This is a genomic window from Paenibacillus sp. TSA_86.1 (assembly GCF_052691815.1).
The window spans coordinates 144,004-162,294 of record NZ_JBQZGE010000011.1 but is presented as its reverse complement, the minus strand read 5'-3'; the positions used below and the strand labels follow the sequence as shown (position 1 = coordinate 162,294).

General features: G+C 46.8%; 15 protein-coding genes. 3 read left to right on the top strand and 12 right to left on the bottom strand.

The window, feature by feature from the left end:
* The first annotated feature begins 46 nt into the window (after positions 1–46).
* Entirely contained in the window at positions 47–871 is an 825-nt protein-coding gene (locus tag ACUTVW_RS19725) for a protein-glutamine gamma-glutamyltransferase (RefSeq protein WP_445647336.1), read from the top strand.
* 208 nt (positions 872–1,079) lie between these two features.
* Here the strand turns inward: ACUTVW_RS19725 and infC are convergent, their stop codons facing one another.
* From infC to ACUTVW_RS19665, 12 genes are all read right to left on the bottom strand, one after another.
* Positions 1,080–1,574 (bottom strand): translation initiation factor IF-3, encoded by a 495-nt coding sequence (gene infC, locus ACUTVW_RS19720; RefSeq protein WP_445647358.1) that lies wholly within the window; start codon positions 1,572–1,574, stop codon positions 1,080–1,082.
* A gap of 178 nt (positions 1,575–1,752) precedes the next feature.
* Positions 1,753–2,685, bottom strand: a complete 933-nt coding sequence (locus ACUTVW_RS19715) for a manganese-dependent inorganic pyrophosphatase (RefSeq protein ID WP_445647335.1) — start codon at positions 2,683–2,685, stop codon at positions 1,753–1,755.
* Between the two features lie 101 nt (positions 2,686–2,786).
* Complete coding sequence (locus ACUTVW_RS19710; RefSeq protein ID WP_445647334.1) at positions 2,787–3,806, bottom strand: LLM class flavin-dependent oxidoreductase; 1,020 nt, start codon at positions 3,804–3,806, stop codon at positions 2,787–2,789.
* Between the two features lie 261 nt (positions 3,807–4,067).
* Positions 4,068–6,011 (bottom strand): LTA synthase family protein, encoded by a 1,944-nt coding sequence (locus ACUTVW_RS19705; protein ID WP_445647333.1) that lies wholly within the window; start codon positions 6,009–6,011, stop codon positions 4,068–4,070.
* Between the two features lie 147 nt (positions 6,012–6,158).
* Positions 6,159–8,291: a putative PEP-binding protein gene (locus ACUTVW_RS19700; RefSeq protein WP_445647332.1), complete on the bottom strand. Its 2,133-nt coding sequence runs from the start codon at positions 8,289–8,291 to the stop codon at positions 6,159–6,161.
* Between the two features lie 216 nt (positions 8,292–8,507).
* A complete protein-coding gene (locus ACUTVW_RS19695) occupies positions 8,508–10,151 on the bottom strand; it encodes a helix-turn-helix domain-containing protein (RefSeq protein WP_445647357.1) in 1,644 nt (547 codons plus the stop codon).
* Between the two features lie 134 nt (positions 10,152–10,285).
* A complete protein-coding gene (locus ACUTVW_RS19690) occupies positions 10,286–11,272 on the bottom strand; it encodes an ABC transporter substrate-binding protein (protein WP_445647356.1) in 987 nt (328 codons plus the stop codon).
* 187 nt (positions 11,273–11,459) lie between these two features.
* Positions 11,460–11,837, bottom strand: coding sequence for a hypothetical protein (locus tag ACUTVW_RS19685; protein WP_445647331.1), 378 nt, complete (start codon positions 11,835–11,837; stop codon positions 11,460–11,462).
* A complete protein-coding gene (locus ACUTVW_RS19680) occupies positions 11,834–13,990 on the bottom strand; it encodes a class I SAM-dependent methyltransferase (protein ID WP_445647330.1) in 2,157 nt (718 codons plus the stop codon). Before ACUTVW_RS19680 ends, ACUTVW_RS19685 begins: the two co-directional genes overlap by 4 nt.
* A gap of 20 nt (positions 13,991–14,010) precedes the next feature.
* On the bottom strand, positions 14,011–14,844 hold the full coding sequence (locus tag ACUTVW_RS19675; protein WP_445647329.1) for a phosphotransferase family protein: 834 nt from the start codon (positions 14,842–14,844) through the stop codon (positions 14,011–14,013).
* Positions 14,845–14,848: 4 nt separating this feature from the next.
* Positions 14,849–15,301 (bottom strand): RidA family protein, encoded by a 453-nt coding sequence (locus ACUTVW_RS19670; RefSeq protein WP_445647328.1) that lies wholly within the window; start codon positions 15,299–15,301, stop codon positions 14,849–14,851.
* A 67-nt stretch (positions 15,302–15,368) separates the two neighbouring features.
* Complete coding sequence (locus tag ACUTVW_RS19665; protein WP_445647327.1) at positions 15,369–16,250, bottom strand: helix-turn-helix domain-containing protein; 882 nt, start codon at positions 16,248–16,250, stop codon at positions 15,369–15,371.
* Between the two features lie 124 nt (positions 16,251–16,374).
* Here ACUTVW_RS19665 and ACUTVW_RS19660 point away from each other — a divergent pair, with 124 nt between their 5' ends.
* Positions 16,375–17,664, top strand: coding sequence for a Gfo/Idh/MocA family oxidoreductase (locus ACUTVW_RS19660; protein ID WP_445647326.1), 1,290 nt, complete (start codon positions 16,375–16,377; stop codon positions 17,662–17,664).
* A 197-nt stretch (positions 17,665–17,861) separates the two neighbouring features.
* Positions 17,862–18,287, top strand: a complete 426-nt coding sequence (locus ACUTVW_RS19655; RefSeq protein ID WP_445647325.1) for a hypothetical protein — start codon at positions 17,862–17,864, stop codon at positions 18,285–18,287.
* Positions 18,288–18,291: the final 4 nt, after the last annotated feature.

Genomic DNA, 18,291 nt, shown 5'->3' with positions numbered 1-18,291 from the left:
CGTCACGGCATATTCAACGTTATTGAAGAACGGAGGTTATTGCCCCATGATTATTGTTGCGAATCAACCGGTTCAACTGTTTCCCTCCGAGTGGTCTTCCTTTGAATGGTACTGGTTACAGCAGCTTCAGAACCGCCCAATCCGATATGTGTATCAGTCCATGGACCATCTGCACTTTGAATGGAACTTAAGAGAATCTCTCGTAGACGCAGCCGAAGGATTGAATCGAAGTGGGGTCAGCTTTGCCTCATTTGAAGATTCAAGGTGTAACCCCGCCTTCTGGAATCGGAATGCGCAAGGCGGGTTTGAACTAAGACCGGATGTTACACCAGCTGACGGCATCAGAGATATATGGAGAAACGGGCGTTTATACGCATTCGAGTGCGCAACCGCTACCGTCATCGTACTCTATGGAGGTGTGCTTGGGAGCATACGTGAAGATGCCTTTAATTCGTTATTTCGTAATCTGCTGTTATTTGACTGGCATTATGACAGCGATCTGCGTTTGACAGAAAAAAACGGCAAGGAAACCGCACTTCCGGGAGACGTGCTCTATTTCAAAAATCCGGATGTCTCACCCAAAACCCCTGAATGGCAAGGTGAAAACACCATTATGTTGCGGGAAAACTGGTACTATGGACACGGCATTGGCATTGCAAGCGGCCCGGAGATTATCCAGACCTTAAACCAGTTTCGGTTTCCCGGCAGCCGAACCTCAGCCTATTTAATGGATATGGTCATTTATCCAGACTTTCTTTACTTATCCCGTTATGCCAAGAATGCTTCCAATGGTAACCCGGATGCATCCACACCTGTATTGCCTGGTCAAATGTATGTTCGAGTGGGTGGAAGCCGTTATCTGCGTACTTGAATACCGCTCACACGGCCATTAACGGGTCTTTGGAATAATGGATTTTATGCGTTGAAAAAGCCCAATAGAAAGCAGCCGTCAGGCTGTCTTTACATTGGGCTATCTATCTTCGATAATTCCTTGTAAAACATCAGCGCTCATGTCATACAACTAGCAATACCCCAGCTACTATACATTAAGCATACAGTCACCAGCTATAATCTTTTCATCATCCGTTTAACGGATCAAGTTGAATAACGACCTGCTTACCGCTAACCTGTACTCCCGTCGTTTTGTTACCGTGTTCTTTCAACGCTTTGCACAGTTCTTCTGCCCACACTTTACCCGCGTCTCCCTCTTTGGCACCGTGTACCTGAATGACAAACTTCACGGAATCACCTTTTTTCAGTATCCGCTCGGCTTGCGACTGTTTCACATCCCGGTCATGATCTTCCATTTGCAGGTGAAGCCGAATTTCCTTCACTTTGCGTTTCTCCGGGGATTTGCCTGCTTTTTTCTTTGCCTGCTGTACTTCCTCGCGTACTGCACCCGCACCGATCAATTTGCATGGGGGCGGGCTGGTCATCAGGGACAAACATACCAGGTCTACTTTATGCTGTTTGGCCAGCACCAGAGCTTCCCGTGTAGACATAACTCCTAGATCTTCTCCATTCAGACCCGTGAGTTGTACTTCGGCTGCTTTGATTTTTTCATTTTTAATCATCTGAGCCATGCTTCTTCCTCCTTGACATGAAAAGCCTGTCCTGATCACTAGAAGATCAGAGCAGGCTTGAATAATGGATTACATTATGTGGGGCGTTATAAACGTTTCATACGTTGCGTTAAGATTAACGACTTATCATTGCAGTTACGTTCCCGCACTATCAAGTCGTGTCCTCAAATTACAATGTGTTAAACGCTTCTGTAAGTACGGGTACGATCTGTGATTTACGGGATACTACGCCTTTAAGCAGCGCTTTGTTGTCTGCCAGCGCGACGTTGTACGCTTTTTCAACCGCTTTGGTAGATGCACCATAAGCCAGTCCAACGGAGTCATTGTTCAGGATGTCCGTTACGACAAACAAGAACAGGTCGAGTCCTTTGCTGGAAATAATCGCTTCGATCGCCGCTTCAAGCTCCGGCTGTTTTACCAGCACATCATTCACGTCAACCGCATTCACTTGTGCGATTTCAACTTTTGCTGTACCCATTACAAATTCCTTCGCATCGAGGGAGATCAGCTCAGCAATTGTTTTTTGACTCAGATCCGCACCGGCTTTCAACATGTCCAGACCGTAGCTGTCTGCATCCACACCAGCAATCGCAGCCAGCTCACGTGCTGCAGCGACATCCTGCTCTGTGCAAGTTGGAGATTTGAACAGCAAGGAATCCGAGATAATAGCTGATAACATCAGACCTGCGATTGGTGCGCTGATTTCAATACCGTTTTCTTTGTACATTTTATTCAAAATCGTTGCCGTACAGCCAACAGGCTCCGCACGGAAATATAAAGGCTGGCTTGTCTCAAAATTAGCAATACGGTGGTGGTCAATAACTTCAACAACCGTTACGTCTTCAATATCGCTTACGCTTTGCTGACGCTCGTTGTGATCGACCAGAATGACTTTGTTTACTTCATTCGCCGCTGTTTTGATCAAACGTGGTGCTGCAACCTTGAATTGGTCCAGTGCAAACTGTGTTTCGCCATTCACTTCGCCCAAACGTACCGCTTCCACTTCCAGGCCTAATTTGCTTTTCAGGTCTGCATACGCGATTGCTGAACAGATTGTGTCTGTATCCGGGTTTTTGTGGCCGAAAATTAGTGCTTTTTCCATATTCATAGCCCTCCGTCAATTCGAGTTTTAAGTTGATTCCTAGCCTTGTTTGAATCATACCTTACTGATTATAGCGCTTATACGTCTTAATTCCAATCCCTTTACAGCGAATTAATATCCTGATGCAGGCCAAAAGCTTCTGCAATCAGAGAGAAGGAGCGCAGGCGTGCCTCGAACGAATGGATGGCAGACGCAATGATCACTTCATCAGCTTCATGACGTTCAGCCATCGCAATAATTTTGTCTTTCACCTGATCTGGCGTGCCGATGATCGAGAAGGAGCGGCGCTGACGAATCTGTTCCAATTCCATCGCTGTAAACGGATAGTTATTCACCGTTTCGAGAGAAGGGAAGGATTTCTGTTCGAGTCCACGACCCAGTCGCAGGAAAAATAATTCGTTACTGCGAGCAAGTTCAGCCGCTTCTTCTTCCGTATCTGCACAGAACGCGGATACCGCTATCATGGAATGGGGCTTGTCGTTCAGAATCGAAGGTTTGAAGTGGCGGCGATAATGTTTCATCGCTTCCTCGCCGCCTGGCGTACCGAAAAACTGGGCAAACGCATACGCTGTACCTTGCGCTGCGGCAATTCTTGCCCCTTCCGAGCTGGAGCCCAGCAACCACACTTCAGGAACCGTTGGAACGGAGGGTCCAGCTACAAGTGAAGCAAAACGATGGTCTTCGGGCAACTGCTCGTGGAAGTATCCCCCAAGATCCGCAATCTGCTGCGGGAAAAACTGTACATTCGATGATTTACCCTCGTTGAGCGCTCTACTCGCAATCGGCATGCCTCCTGGCGCACGTCCAATACCGAGATCGATTCGTCCAGGGTGTAAGGCCTCCAGTAATCGAAAGTTCTCTGCCACTTTATACGCGCTGTAATGCGGTAACATGACCCCTCCCGATCCTACTCGAATACGTTCCGTATGAGCAGCCACATGGCCAATCATGATCTCCGGGCTTGAAAAGGACAGTGCACCACCGCCGTGATGCTCAGACATCCAAAATCGGGAATACCCCAGTTGCTCGGCATGCTTCGCTAATGTTACAGCCTCCTGCAGGGCATTATTGACATTACGACCCTCACTAATATGTCCATGCTCCAGTACACTCAGTTTCATATATATTCATTCCTCTCGTTAATGAAGTAATGATCTGTTTTATTTTATCTGGCTTACTTGTACATTGTAACATTAAAAATTACAGTTTCAAACTTTATCCTCATTTCTTCCTTTTTTACTTCTGTCTTTCTTTTTAACTTCTTTTTTTCTTACTCCTGACGTTTGAAAAAGAATATTAAAAACGCAGCCGGCTTCTAAGCTGGCTGCGTTACAGAACCTTACCTTATATAACACTTTGTAATGTTACATTACACCATTGAATTAAGGCGCTCTTTTCGGTAATAACTTCACGTACTCATCAGACAATTTCATTAGACTGAGCACATGTTCATAATCGGAACGATACGGTTCCAGATTCGTCACCGGTTCATAGGTTTTGAGCGAGTATGCCGTTCCATCGTCAAAGCCTGCGCCAGGAATGAATAAGATGTCATTGTTTACGAATGAACCTGTTGGCAAGTAATACCGAATGCCAAACGCGTTCCGATCCATATTCAGCAAGTCATGCCCGAATGCCGTGAACTTCTCCTGCTGCAGCGATACGCCCATGAGGTTCATAACGGTAGGCAGGATGTCCAGTTGACCTCCCGGCTGCTCAACCACTTGCCCTTTCGTTTGTTTCGGCGTATGAATCATCAGCGGGATATTAAACCGGCTTACTTTTCCATCGTAAGGAATACCGAGGTTTGTCTGAATCTGCTCCGTAATTTCCTCTTCCTCAGGTAATCCGAAATGATCTCCATACAGTACAAGCGTGGTGTTATCCCATAAACCATTTGCCTTCAACTCGTTAATCAGCTGACCTACCGCGTAATCGGTATAATTGATCGCCTGCAAATAATCATGCAGCAATTTATTCGTAATCGTTGCGGGAATTTCAATTCGTGCACGATCAGCCGGGACAGTGAACGGCGAATGGCTCGATGCTGTGATGAACTGAGCATAGACCGGTTGATTCGCAGTCTGATGCGCAGTCATTTTTTCCACACCCACCCGATACAATTCTTCGTCCGATGGCCCAAAATCGTTGAATTTGTCATTCGTGAAGCTCGGTTTATCAAAGTATCGCGTGAACCCGAGGGCAGGATACATCTTATTGCGGTTCCAGAACGTTACGTCGTTAACGTGGTATGTCTCGGACTCATATCCTTCTTTGGCCAGAAGTTTGGGTAGACTCGGAAGGTTACGGTCACTATATCCGGCTGACATGGGTACAACCCCTGTAGGATAGATGGAAGTATTCGACATAAATTCCGCATCCGACGTATTTCCTTGACCGATCTGTTGGAAGAAATGAGAGAAATAATAGCTTTCTTTCGCAAGATTATTCAAAACCGGTGTTAATTCTTGCCCGTTCAACGAAGCGTTAATCGGAAAATTTTGAAAGGATTCCAGTTGAAGCACAATCAAATTGCTGCCTTTTGCCTGACCAAAATATTTTGCCTTCACCGCCGCACCGTTTGCCGCTTTGTTCTGGTACGGATATTGGCTAACCAAAGCATTGATCTTGGCAATCGTTTCATTAATGTTGCCACTCGCAATGGCTTCATTCTCCTTGCTCGTCAGAATGGCAGAGGACACTTGATAGTTCAGGAAACCGAGATTTTCGGCCCGCACCAGTTCGTTATCAATCGTTTCCCCTTTGACAATAAAACTGCCGGACAAAACAATGCAGAACGCCGCAGTAAGCGCCACGCCAAGTTTGCCCCAGTAGCGTCTACGACTTCTGCCAAATGTCAGACTACTCTCCTGGTAATTGCTGCGGTATGCTCCCCTGCCGCGTCTGCGCCCTATAAACCAGATTGGCACAGCCAGAATAATATCAGCAAAAAACAAAAAATGCTGTGGCTTAACCAGTGGCCCTATACTTCCTCTCACCTGGGCAACCTGCCCTAACTCGCTTAACGCGGTGTAGGTAGGAACCGAACTGAAGTGTGCGTTATACAGCGTGGCTGCAAACAGAACAAGTGAGAACAGGACATTAAACGCCCCGTATACCGTTCGCTTCCAACTCAGCGGCACAATGAGATCCAGCACGCACACAATGGTGAGCGCAGCGAGTGCATCGGTTAATAGCCCAACACCCGACAACCCATTGAAAAAGAAATACCGCAGAAGGGACAACTTCAGCAGCATTAAAATAAACAAGACAGCGAATAAGGTCCGTGATGATGTCTGCCTGCTTTTATTCATTGATCTAAACATGGTCTTTTTCAACCCTTATCTGAAATTTTTACGTTCGTTTTACAAAACGCATATTTCAGTATAACAGTTTTCGTGTAACTGTTCCATTGAGGATATGCTATATAAGCAGAACTAAAATGATTTACACGGTCACTCCAAAGACATAACTCAGGCAATAGTCGAGATATCTTCATTTTGTACACTCTGCTTGTCACCTGATGCCCGAATGACCGCCTGAGCTGCCGCAACCCGAACCCATGGAATCTGCTCAGGTCTGCAACATACAGCCCCTATTTTAATATGATGAATAAACGCAATCGATGCTGTATCTTGGATGGATTCACTGGTTATCGACGTTTTCAGATGTGGTTTTCGAATTTGCCCTTGAGCAGCAGCCGTCCCTATTAAGCTCCCTACGTTCTCTATATCACGGATGTGAACAGGATTATTTCCAAGCTGAAAAGCATGACCAACCACCCGTTCTCGCTCCGCTACTTCCTCACGCGAACAACCACATGTGGATTGTGTCAGCTCATCCGCATCAAACGAGACAAAGTCCGCATAACTCGCAAGCTGTACCGCGGTCATTGCAGCTTTTGGTGTTGTAATCGAAGCTCCCACCTTATAAACACAATGGCGGCGCTCTTCACCGAGCACCTGTTCTGCCACATGATCTGCCAAGTCCCTCATCTGTTGCATTTCTTGAACATGCTCTACATGCGGGATCATAATTTCAGGACGCACCCACAAACCCTCTCGAATACTCTTGAGCGCTGCCCGAAAAATAGCCTCCAGCTGCATTTCGTGGATCTCGGATAAAACGGTACCCAGATGAATTCCCTGCTGCTCCAGCGTATTTGAATCCGGCCATAACTCCTGTAGTGGAAAATCAAATAATTGAATGGTCACTGGACGTCCGTCCATCACTTCAAACAGATATTCGATATCAGACTGCTGCATCGGCAACAATCGTTCCAATCCACGCCTGCGCTCTGCTTCCGTACCCGCCATAACCATCTTCTGCACATAAGGTTTTCTGGACGGAGCCAACAACATGGTCTCGGTTGTACATAGCCCAATTCCTTCTGCACCCCAAGTTCGTGCCTGCCTAACCTCAGCCGTCTGTTCCACCTTTGCGAGAATAGATAACTCTTTTATTTCATCAGCCCATTCCAGCAAACGTCTCAGCTCTGGCGACTCCTGTTGCATACACGCCGTCAAATCTTCTGATCTCAATCGAAGAATAGCTTCCTCTTTTGAAATCACCCCCTCATGTACGTAATCTACTGCGCTCCTGATGGCAGCGATTGAACTTAACCTCGCAGGCTGCACAAGTTGTATACAGATGGAAGACGGGTTCACCACATAGGTGAGTTCCTGCACAACTCCTGTGCGCTTCTCTAACTCCGTACACATCATCTCAAGCTCTGTATAGCGTACAGGATTATTTCTTTTTAAATAGGAGAGCGCATGCACCATGCCAGACTTGCTTCTCGCCGGAAGATAATCCCCCATAAGACCTTTTTCCCCTGTTACCGGGTTACGGGTGTATACTTTCCCTGTCCCTTTGTAATCAGTGCACTTCTCTTGTACCACGGCCTGTATAAGCACAGGTGCTTCCATTTTTGCTTGTTCTTTTATGCTATCTTCTGCCGCATCATCTCTATTATTCATCTGCTTAGCAGAACAGAAAACCGCACGCACCGCTTTTTGAAGCTCGAGATACACATCCTGTGGAAAAGGACTTCCGTCGATCGCCTGAATCGAAGCTTTGCATTCCGCAATTAACGCTTCAAGCTCCGCCTCTCCCGTAAAATAAGACTCTGAATCCACTGGCTGCGCAGTAGTGATATTAGGGATACCATGCACCGTACGCCCATAATGCTGCAGGCTTACCAGATAACATTGAAGTGCATATAAACGATTACCAGTCTGGCGAGCAAAACCTTCGACGGTACGATCATTCAGGCCCACGTATGGTATGATGCATTGTTCAACCGACGAAGATGCAACAGCCTGATCTGGCTGCACGTTAAGCAGAAGTGGACGGATGGGGTCACCAAAAGCTGCACCCGTTTGTTGCTCCAGACACCAGACGGCACCGTCCAACTCTTCCTTTATCTCATCGGAAAGATGACCTGGACGGGTACAACATGCGCGGCTGCCTTCCGTCGTGACGATCATTCCTACTGGAACAGACCATCCAGCTTGCATCAGTTCTGCAAGGGCAGCACCGATACTATGCTTCAGTCCCTTCATCTGTGCAGTACCTTCCTCCAATAGCAATACCCGTTTTGTCATTTGCAACACTCCCATCTGCCGTCCATGGCTGTGATCGAATGAGCAGCGTTTTTAATCCATGCTGCCTTCACTCTAATGTTATGTTGCAAGAGCATCATCAAAGACTACACGTTCAGCATTTTGTAAACGTTATTCTGTTTTTGGGTTAAATTCGAATCTGTTTCAAAGCAAAAGCTCCCTCAGCATGAGCTGAGGGAGTTTTTGTAGGCGTATTTATTACCCTATAAACCGCAAGATATCGTCGATTTTCTTCCCATGAGAGAGTACACCATAGTTCATCCATGTGAAAAAATCGACCTCGTAGACATTGCCGCACTTCACCGCAGGAAGTTGCTTCCATTCCTTTCTGTCTAACCATTGTCTTTCCTCCCCAAAGGTTACGGAATCACGGTTGTCAAAGGTGATCAGCAGGTGATCCGCATCAAGCTGAGCCAATTGCTCCAACCCAATCTTGACTCTACGCTCACGCTGTGTCCACTTGCTCACATGTTCATGGGGGTTGAGACCAAGATCCCGATAAATAACCGGACCCACATAACCACATTGATCGCCGTACAGTGTGATCTCCGAAGCCGAAACACGCAGAAAAGCAACCGTTTCTTTGCGCAAACGTACTTGAAGATGTCTTTTGGCATCGAACGCTTTTTCTTCATACGACTCAACCACTTCATCTACGCGATGGGTTCTTCCAAGCACGTCCGCTGTAGATTTCAAAATAGCACGCCAATCTTCACCATCTTGTTGCACATAATAAACGGGCGCTACCTGCTCAAAACGATTCAGATTCCATTTTTTATATCCCATGTCCAGCATAATAAATTCCGGTACATACCCAGCATGAAACTCGGCATCCTGCTGACTGATATCAAATTCTGGTATATCATCCAGTTGCAAGTAATGTTGTCTGCCCCAAGCATGATGCGAACCTTGTAATATAGGCTTTACACCAAGTGCTAAAAGGAAATCCTCCAGATAAGGAGCAAACACACGTACCTCCTGGCGGTGGTGACGACGATACACGCCGGGTGAGACACCAGCATATTGCTTGAACCGGCGACTAAAATAATACTCATTACTGAATCCTACATGACTCGCAATATCATGCAGACGATCATCTGTTATCTGTAAAAGTTGTTTCGATCGCTCCAATCGAACACGGTTCACATAATCAAGAGGAAGCTGGCCTGTCAATCTTTTGAAATGTCTTGTATAACTTGTTCTGGAAAGACCTGCTCGAGAAGCAAGCTCGTCCACAGTGAGCATCTGATTGTAATGCGAATCAATGTAATGAACCGATTGTTGGAGATAGCTGCGATCAGATTGTAGCTGAAGCTCGGGATCATTTTGACGAATGACATTTCGGAACCATTGTTGAAACTGAATTTGCATATCCCACACGTCATACACATCTGTAACATGCTGCTGACGATATAATTGCTCTATACACTCCAGACATGCACTCCAAGGAGTATACGTAAATTCGGTGACTGATACTGTATCATCCGTAACCAAACTAGACCCGTGTCTGGTAGCATTCTGATTTACGTTGTTCTGAGTCGGCATGGAATGGATGGAACAGCTGTCAACCATAATCGGATTCATATCCATTTTATAAAAGCTCAACGCCTCTTTTTCTCCACCCCGAGCTGTTACAGAGAAAGAAACATCATCACGCACCAAACAAATCGTACCCGGTTCCAGCTTGGTTTGGCTATCAGAACACGCTAAAATACCCCTACCTTGCACCACAATGATGAAAGAATGAGCAGCGGTTTGCTTAGATGAATATGTTGAGCTTGTTTCCAATGTAAAATCTACGTATTGTATGCCTTGTAAGGAGCAGAGCCACGGCTTGGTCATCATGTGCAGTATTGAAGCGTACATTGTGCATCCATCTTTCTTATATGAGAATAGTTATCAATTAGATCAAGTGTAAACGAAAAAAGAAAGCTCTTCAAGCCAGGCTGAAGAACTTTCTCTATTTAACTCACTATTTATGGCGTCATCTTTTCCAGCAAATCATCAATCTTCATTGAATTCGCAATAACTGCCCCGGACTGCCAGTGAGACCGCTCCATCATGTAGACATGTTTATTTTTAACTGCAGGAAGCGACTGCCACAGTTTTCCGTCCAACATGTGGATGGCCTCCTGGTTTTCTGGGGAATCCCAGGTTCCATTCGAAGGAAACACGATAATGTGGTCGGCATCCAGACTCGGAATCGCCTCCTCGGACAAAATTTCTTGATACTCTTTCATATCTCGTGCGAGTGGATGAGGAGTAAGTCCAAGATCAGAGTAAATAAATCCGGTATACCGATTTTTGACCCCAAATAACGCCAATCCCTTGTCTGCTACGTTTAACCTCACAACCGCAACCGTCTCATTTCCAATGGTTTGTTGTAATTTTGCTTTCGCATCTGCAATTTTTTGTTTGAACTGCTCTTTAAACGCCTCACCTTTTTCCGGCTGACCTACAATATCGGCAATTGTCGTCAACACCTCATTAGAATCCTGAAGAACACTCTCCGGCAGCCGATAGGTTGGTGCTACTTTACTATATTGTTCGTATTGAGCAGCATCTACGCCACCATCCACGATGATCAGATCCGGGTTGTATTGTAAAAGTGCCTCAATGCTCCCAGTCATATCAAACTTTGGTGCATCTAACTTCAAATAATCCTGTACTCCCCATGTGGGATGATACCACTGCACAACGGGTGTAATATCCAGCGCCTTGAGATAGTCCTCGACATAGATGCCCGCAATCCGCTGTGGATGAACAGGGATCGTTACTTCTCCAAACTCATCCTTCACAACACGTGTCTCGCCGTTCGAAGCTTCCGTTTCTACACTGGTGCTCTTCTTGGCATCTTCCTGTTGTACTGACGTTTCTGTCTTTGCACTACAACCGGATATCACTATTGCCGTGAGTAATAACATCATCAACCACCCTTGAATTCCTCTGCTACGTCTTGCCATCATGCGTTTCCCCCTATATGTAATCTGTAGATGTCAACATGAGAACAGAATACTTCAATCTATAATGATAATCATTCTCATATAACTCTGTAGGTGAATTGTACATGATGCTGCCCTATGGCCACAATACACATTTGGAGACTCTTTTTTATACAAACGAAGCATTCTTGATAGAAAATAACCCCTGCTACGAATGCAGGGGCAATTTTTCTTGGGCGTAACTCTCAAACAACCGTTTCACAAACGCATCCTGCTCGCCATCCTGTAGCCAATAACTGCCGATCAACCCAAAATCATCGCTGACATAACCAGCTAACTCCGGTTCACCCGTTAAGCTTATCGTTCGTTTAAAGGCAATCTCCCTGATCTGTCGCAGCACTTCATCTTCGGCAACGGCGGAGTCCCCGGCATAGCGTTCATAGGCCTGCATCCACTCATCTGCAAATGGGGCTTCATCCCGCTCATCCAGATACGCGTCTACATCAAGCCCTTCGAAATTTCGTTCGCTTATCAAGCGTCCCTCTTTCAAATCGTGCAACAATGTGTTTACATCGCCTTTGCTCATTCTGTCACTCCTTCTTTCCCCTTCTTCTCGATCACAATCAGACAAGTGCTGTCAGGCAAAGATGCAGGGTTCCCCTTTTCATCCATAAAATGAATCCGATCTACCAGCGCTTCGGTATAACCCTCTTGCAGGAAATGATGCAGCTTGATGATCTCCGCCTGCTCACCCAACGTTTCACGTATGCATTTCTCATAGGCTTGGGGTGTAAATACGCCAAACTGCTCCTGAATTTCGTGTACATAAGCTTCCTCGCCCCAAGTATAGGTGTACAGGAACTCCATCGCATCATTAATCGGCATCATTACTTCATCATCCGATATACGTTCAAAAGTGATCTCGCGCCCCTTGAAATCTGCTGCATAACGCTCCAGCCAGCGCAACCCGTCAGGCTCCAGGAATCGAATTCGTCGTTTCTGCGTCTCAGGCTCGCTCATAATACCGTCCCGGATAAGGATTCTTCCGCCTGCGGAGAGCACCTGAAAAGCACTTTGCAGCGCCGCCGCCACCGTATCTGTATTGAATCTGCGTCCGTCACGCTCAATATAGGAATACAACTCATGCAGAATGGAGGAAAAGATCACCGTATCCACTGTGCCAGACTCCACATACTGATTCAGCTGCAGCGCATCCCCTTTCATCACATGCCAGTGATGGGACTCCCGCTGCTTTTTACGCTCCAGCGCTTCGATCACGTTGGCCGAAATATCAATGCCAATCGCCTCAACCTCCGGCTTCTCCTGCTCAATCAGATCGAGCAGAACGCCGCCGCCCGGACCGATGTCAAGCACACGTATGCCGACCATGTAGTCCAGCAGCACTTTTTTGTAATCCCCCGAACTGTTCATGTCCGAAAGGTACGTCTCTTCATTGTGGAACCGATCATACGCATCCCGGCGCAGCCCAAACAGATCAAATAATAACAGCACCGCCTGTTCGTACAATGGAGATTTCTCTGCTTCAATGCAAAATGCAATCAGTTTCTCGGCCGCAGGCGAGAATTCAAAGGTCACGAATAGCGTATCTGGCAGATCAGGATATCGTTCGACCCGATGTCCAAGATGCGGATAAGGTAATTTTTCTCCAGCAATGATCTGCTCCCACGAATACTGCTCCAGATATTTTTCAATCATACGTTTCTTGTAGATATTCAGCTTTTTGGCACCTTTGTAGTCGTAATACATCGTGTTCATTAGCGGTTCAAAGCTGATATGACGAATAGAGGTCACGGAAGAAGCGTTAGAAGGACTCGTTTTTTCCTGGTTCCATTCTTCGCTGTGGAGTGCCAGCAAAAATACTTTTACCATCTCTTCCAGCGAAAAATCCCGCATAGCTGACTCCACATACCACAATGTACGTGAAGCCATCGGAGCCAGTTGCTGTTCCACAGGAAACTGCTGTTCAAGCTTGGCATATGTTTCATCGATGGCTTCACCTTGCCGGATGGAGTTACTTCTCAGGCGGGATAATCGTTCTTTTACGCTCCAGTCCGTATGTTCCGTTCCTGTTACGATCCGGTTCACAATCTGCTCTACTTCACCCTGAACCTGATTCCAAAGATGGGAATCAACGGCTGCAATAATACATTGGTTCAAAGCCATCAGCAGGGTACGCAGTTCACTGTCGGTAACCCAGCCTTCGGTCATCAAAGAACGCAACGGTATATTCTCCGCAAACGGAATCTCACCCCGTGTGTATTGCCCAATCAATCCGTGCGTGGATATTAAAATGCGAATGATCTCCTGTTTCGGAGAAGTTGCCGACTCCAGCCCATTCGATCCGTCGGTTGCATATAAACTATAGAGCTGAGCCGAGCCAATGTTATGTACAAACAGGTTAATCCCCTGCTGCTGCCATGTTCTGCGTTGATCCAGCGAACCCCCTTTTGCCGTTTCCGACCAGGCCAGCACTTCCTCTAGCAGCTCCTTCATCCAGAACGAAAGCTGGAGTCCGTTTAACACCTGAAGTGTACGCTCCGTGTAATCCAATACCGCATTGATCTTCTGAAGCTCAGCAATCGAGTGAATACGCTCCAGATTAATACGCGGCTTCTCCGCCGCTGCTAACCATTGCAGCCATTCCGGCTCATGTTGCAAATGTTGTTGTTGTGACTTTCCTGATTTATAACGTTCGATCGCTTCCAGCGCGTGCAGCATGATCCTTCACCCTCTTTATCTCATGATGTTGTATGAACTGTTTCATCTACCAAGCGGAGCCTGTTCCGCACAAACTGAAGCAACTGTCCCGCTTCCGAGGGTGGCAAACTTTCATCCAGACGTGCTGCAGCTACAGGCAACATCCAGGCTTCAATCTGTTCAAGAGTGATCCCCGACAAAGCTATATAATGCTCTATATACTGTTGCAAAATCAAACTTCGAGCCTGCTCAAGTCCTTCCCGCATCACAGGCTCTGCATCATCGGGCAGATTGCCGCTCATTAATATTACCCACGTCCGAGCCACATCACCCGCAGGATTTCCCGTCATTCCTGTCATCCAGTCGATGACACAATGTTGTCCCTCGTCCTTGCCTAACATTACATTATCGGGATGATAGTCACCGTGGCAGATCACCCGCTGCTCAGGCAATGCGGACAAATACTCCAGCAGGCCCTTCTGTTCAATAGTAGAAAAGCTGGATACGCGTAGAATCGCATGCTCCAGAATTTTTTTCTGAGAAGGCAATGTAGTGCCCTCATCATGTACCTGATGCAGTTTATACTGAATTTCTGCCATTGTGGATGATAGCTGTTCCAGCAATTCCGGCTGCTGAATCATCAGCGATAACAGCGTTGTACCCTCGAAACGTTCAAATACGATGCCCGTGCGCGTCGCGTGATCCATTTGTTTTACAGCACGAGGAACCGGCAGCCCCTTATCGTATACCAACTGACTGATCTGATATTCATTCTGTACCGCTTCCCCTGAGAACCCTGTCCGGTATAATTTTAAAATAAGACCATCTGCGTAATGGTAGATCTCAGCTGTTCTTCCTTGTCCCATCAGCTTCATGCACTTATCCCTCTACCTGAAAAATGGAATCAATAATCAATGGCAGATGATCTCTGACGGAAACGGCTCCGAAGACGGATCTTGCGTGCATTCCCTGTTCTTCAAAAACCTCTACCATCAGATCCGAAAATCCATTCAGCACTTTGTGATGCTCTTGATAGGAAGCCGAGGCATTGATAAAACCTTGCACCTTCACGACCCGTTTGACGCGATCCAGCGATCCTAACATATCCCGAACAACAGCAAGTATCTCCAGTCCGGCGTTACGGGCAAAGTCATACCCCTGTTCGGTCGTAAATTCCACACCAAGCTTGCCGCGCTTATCCGTAGCCGGGCCTTTTCCCGATACATACATGATGCCATTTACAATTACGGCGTTTGCATATTTCCCGGCAGGGGCACTGGATTGCGGAAGCTTGATTCCCATTTCTTGCAGTCTGGCTTCGATCATACTCATAACCAGTACACCTCTCTCATTTTATAATAAAATGAAACGCTTCTGAATGTGATTATGTTATTGTGTTTTATGCTTTCTTCATCCCATCCCGTCCATTGTACTCCTGCCTGTATGTTCTTGGCGACATCTGTACCGCGCGCTTAAACATCTTGCCAAAATGTGAAAAATTACCGAATCCCGCCAGCAAGGCAATATCCGTTACCGACTCTTCACTTTCACGCAACAGACGCTGTGCCTCTTTCACCCGCAATAAATTCAGATAATCGCTAAAGGCAAAACCCGTCGTTTGTTTGAATAGCCGGCTTAAATAATGTGGACTGATCCGGAACTTGCCTGCCACTTCAGGCAGCATCAGTGGATTCTGATAATTTTCATTCAGATAACGAACAACCACTTGAATCTTGGGGTGAAGAACAGGGTCATGATCATCCGCTTGTATACGTCCCAGATCACGGTGTCGATAGGTATGCAGCAGCAGTTCCAGCGTCCGGTGACGCAGCAATATTCCACTTCCCTCGTCGGACTTACGCATTTCCTTCACCATCTCTTTCACAATCCCCTCCGTCACCTTGGCGATAGGAGCAGGGAATCTTACAATGGGGATATCCCAGCGAAAGGGCTCGGTTAAACCCTCTTCAAGTTCACTTGAGACCGCCATAGCGGCAAACAGTTCCGGCTGAAGGTATAACACAATTCGCTCATGGCCTTGCATTCCGCTTTCTAATGTTTTATGCACCGTGTTGCGGTTCACAAATACCAAGTCTCCTGCTTTGATTCGATACGACCGATCCTTGATAAAATAAATACGCTCACCAGAGAGCAAATAATACAGCTCATAATGGTCGTGAAAATGATCGTCCGGCATAGAGTAATACCCGATACGACGATCATATTCCATATGTAGTAAATTCGTTGCATCATGGTAATCCGCACGAATGGCTTCGGTCATGGCGTTCTCTCCTTTTCACAATTATAGCAAAATACGCGGCATTTGAAAGCGGTTACGCATAAAATGCGGCGAAAGAAGTGCTCCTTTGTTATAGGCTAAACTTACATTCAAGGAGGCGATATGCATGGGCAACAAAAAACGTTATGTATTGGTCGGAACCGGCGGTCGTGCCGAATTTTTCTACGGTGCCTTGACCCGGGATTTCAGTGAAACTTCCGAGCTTGTTGGTTTTTGTGATATCAATCAGGTTCGTTTGAATTATGCGAATAAGCTGCTGCGAGAAAAATATAACTATGCTGAGGTGCCAACTTACCTGGCAGATCAGTTTGACCAGATGATCGAGAACGAGAAGCCAGACTACGTTATTGTCACCAGCGTGGATCGGACTCACGATAAATACATCATTCGGGCCATGGAGCTTGGCTGTGATGTGGTTACCGAGAAACCGATGACGATCAATGAAGAGAAATGTCAGGATATTCTGGATGCTGTAAAACGTACCGGACAGAACGTACGTGTAACATTCAATTATCGTTACGCACCGCACCACACGAAAATACGGGAACTTATTCTGGACGATGTCATTGGCAAAGTCACTTCCGTTCACTTCGAATGGCTGCTGAATACCCGTCACGGCGCCGATTATTTCCGTCGTTGGCACCGGGACAAGCGCAATAGCGGCGGATTGCTGGTACACAAATCGACGCATCACTTCGATCTCGTGAACTTCTGGATTGGCTCACAGCCAGATACGGTATTTGCTTTTGGAGATCTGATGTTTTACGGCAGGGAAAATGCCGAGGATCGCGGGGTTACTCAATTTTATAACCGTGCTACAGGCAACCCGCTCGCTCAGGATGATCCATTTGCCCTGCATCTGGATTCGGACGATCACCTAAAATCCATGTATCTCGATGCCGAGACTGAGGATGGATACCAACGTGACCAAAGTGTGTTTGGTGAAGGGATCAATATCGAGGATACGATGGGTGTGCTTGTCCAGTATCGGAACAAAGCAATCCTGACCTATTCCCTGGTCGCTTATCAACCGTGGGAAGGTTACCGTATCGCCATCAATGGTACAAAAGGCCGTATCGAGATGAATATTACAGAGCAATCCTATGTCAATTCACTGGGCGATAAGAGCAAGGAAGGCGCTTTGATTGGCAAAACGCTACGTGTGGTTCCCATGTTCGACGCACCTTATGAAGTGGAAGTGGAAGAAAAAGAAGGCGGTCACGGCGGGGGCGACCCTGTGCTGCTGAACGATCTGTTCGGCGCGCCGTCAGAAGATCCTTTCCATCGTGCAGCCAATCATGTGGATGGCGCTCGCTCGATTCTGACAGGTATTGCAGCCAATCGTGCTATTGCAACTGGCCTTCCGGTTAAGGTCGATACCTTGGTGCAATTCTAAAATCGGCCTATTGTTCTTGAAAAGGCAAAAGATCAGAGACCTGGAATCTCTGATCTTTTGCCCTTCCTGGTTTTCATTCCACAAGTACATCACATCTCAGTACGGTATCAACCGGAATGAACATGGGCTGCCAAGTATTCACCATCCTCCTTGCTCTGTTCATATACTAGGTATAAACGATGAACGGAGGATGACTTATGAGCTGGCAGCATCTTCGCACAGGTAAAACACTCCAGCAGCGGTTGGCCCAATTCCAGGGGCATCTTGCTGAGCTTAATACCCCGCGTACCGGTTTGGAGCCCGGACGCATCCGCCGGGTATTCCCTCGTAATTTTGTCAAAATCAATCATCAATTATTTATTCCGCTCAGCTTGAATTCCATTCGTGTATTCAACATCCCTCGGACACAGCGAGGAATCCAGGTGGGCATTCGTACAACATTTCCTTCGCGTAACGCGTTCAGGAACATCAGACTGGTTGGCGTTGGACTCAATTATATTGAGCTGCAAGGTAAAGGCAGAGTCCCTTCGCGTATTCTGTTTCCGCTTTCCAGCGTGGAGTCGATCTATCGGCCTCGCAAGCGAACCTATAAACGGAAACGCGGCTGTATCCGCCGCAGGTAAACCG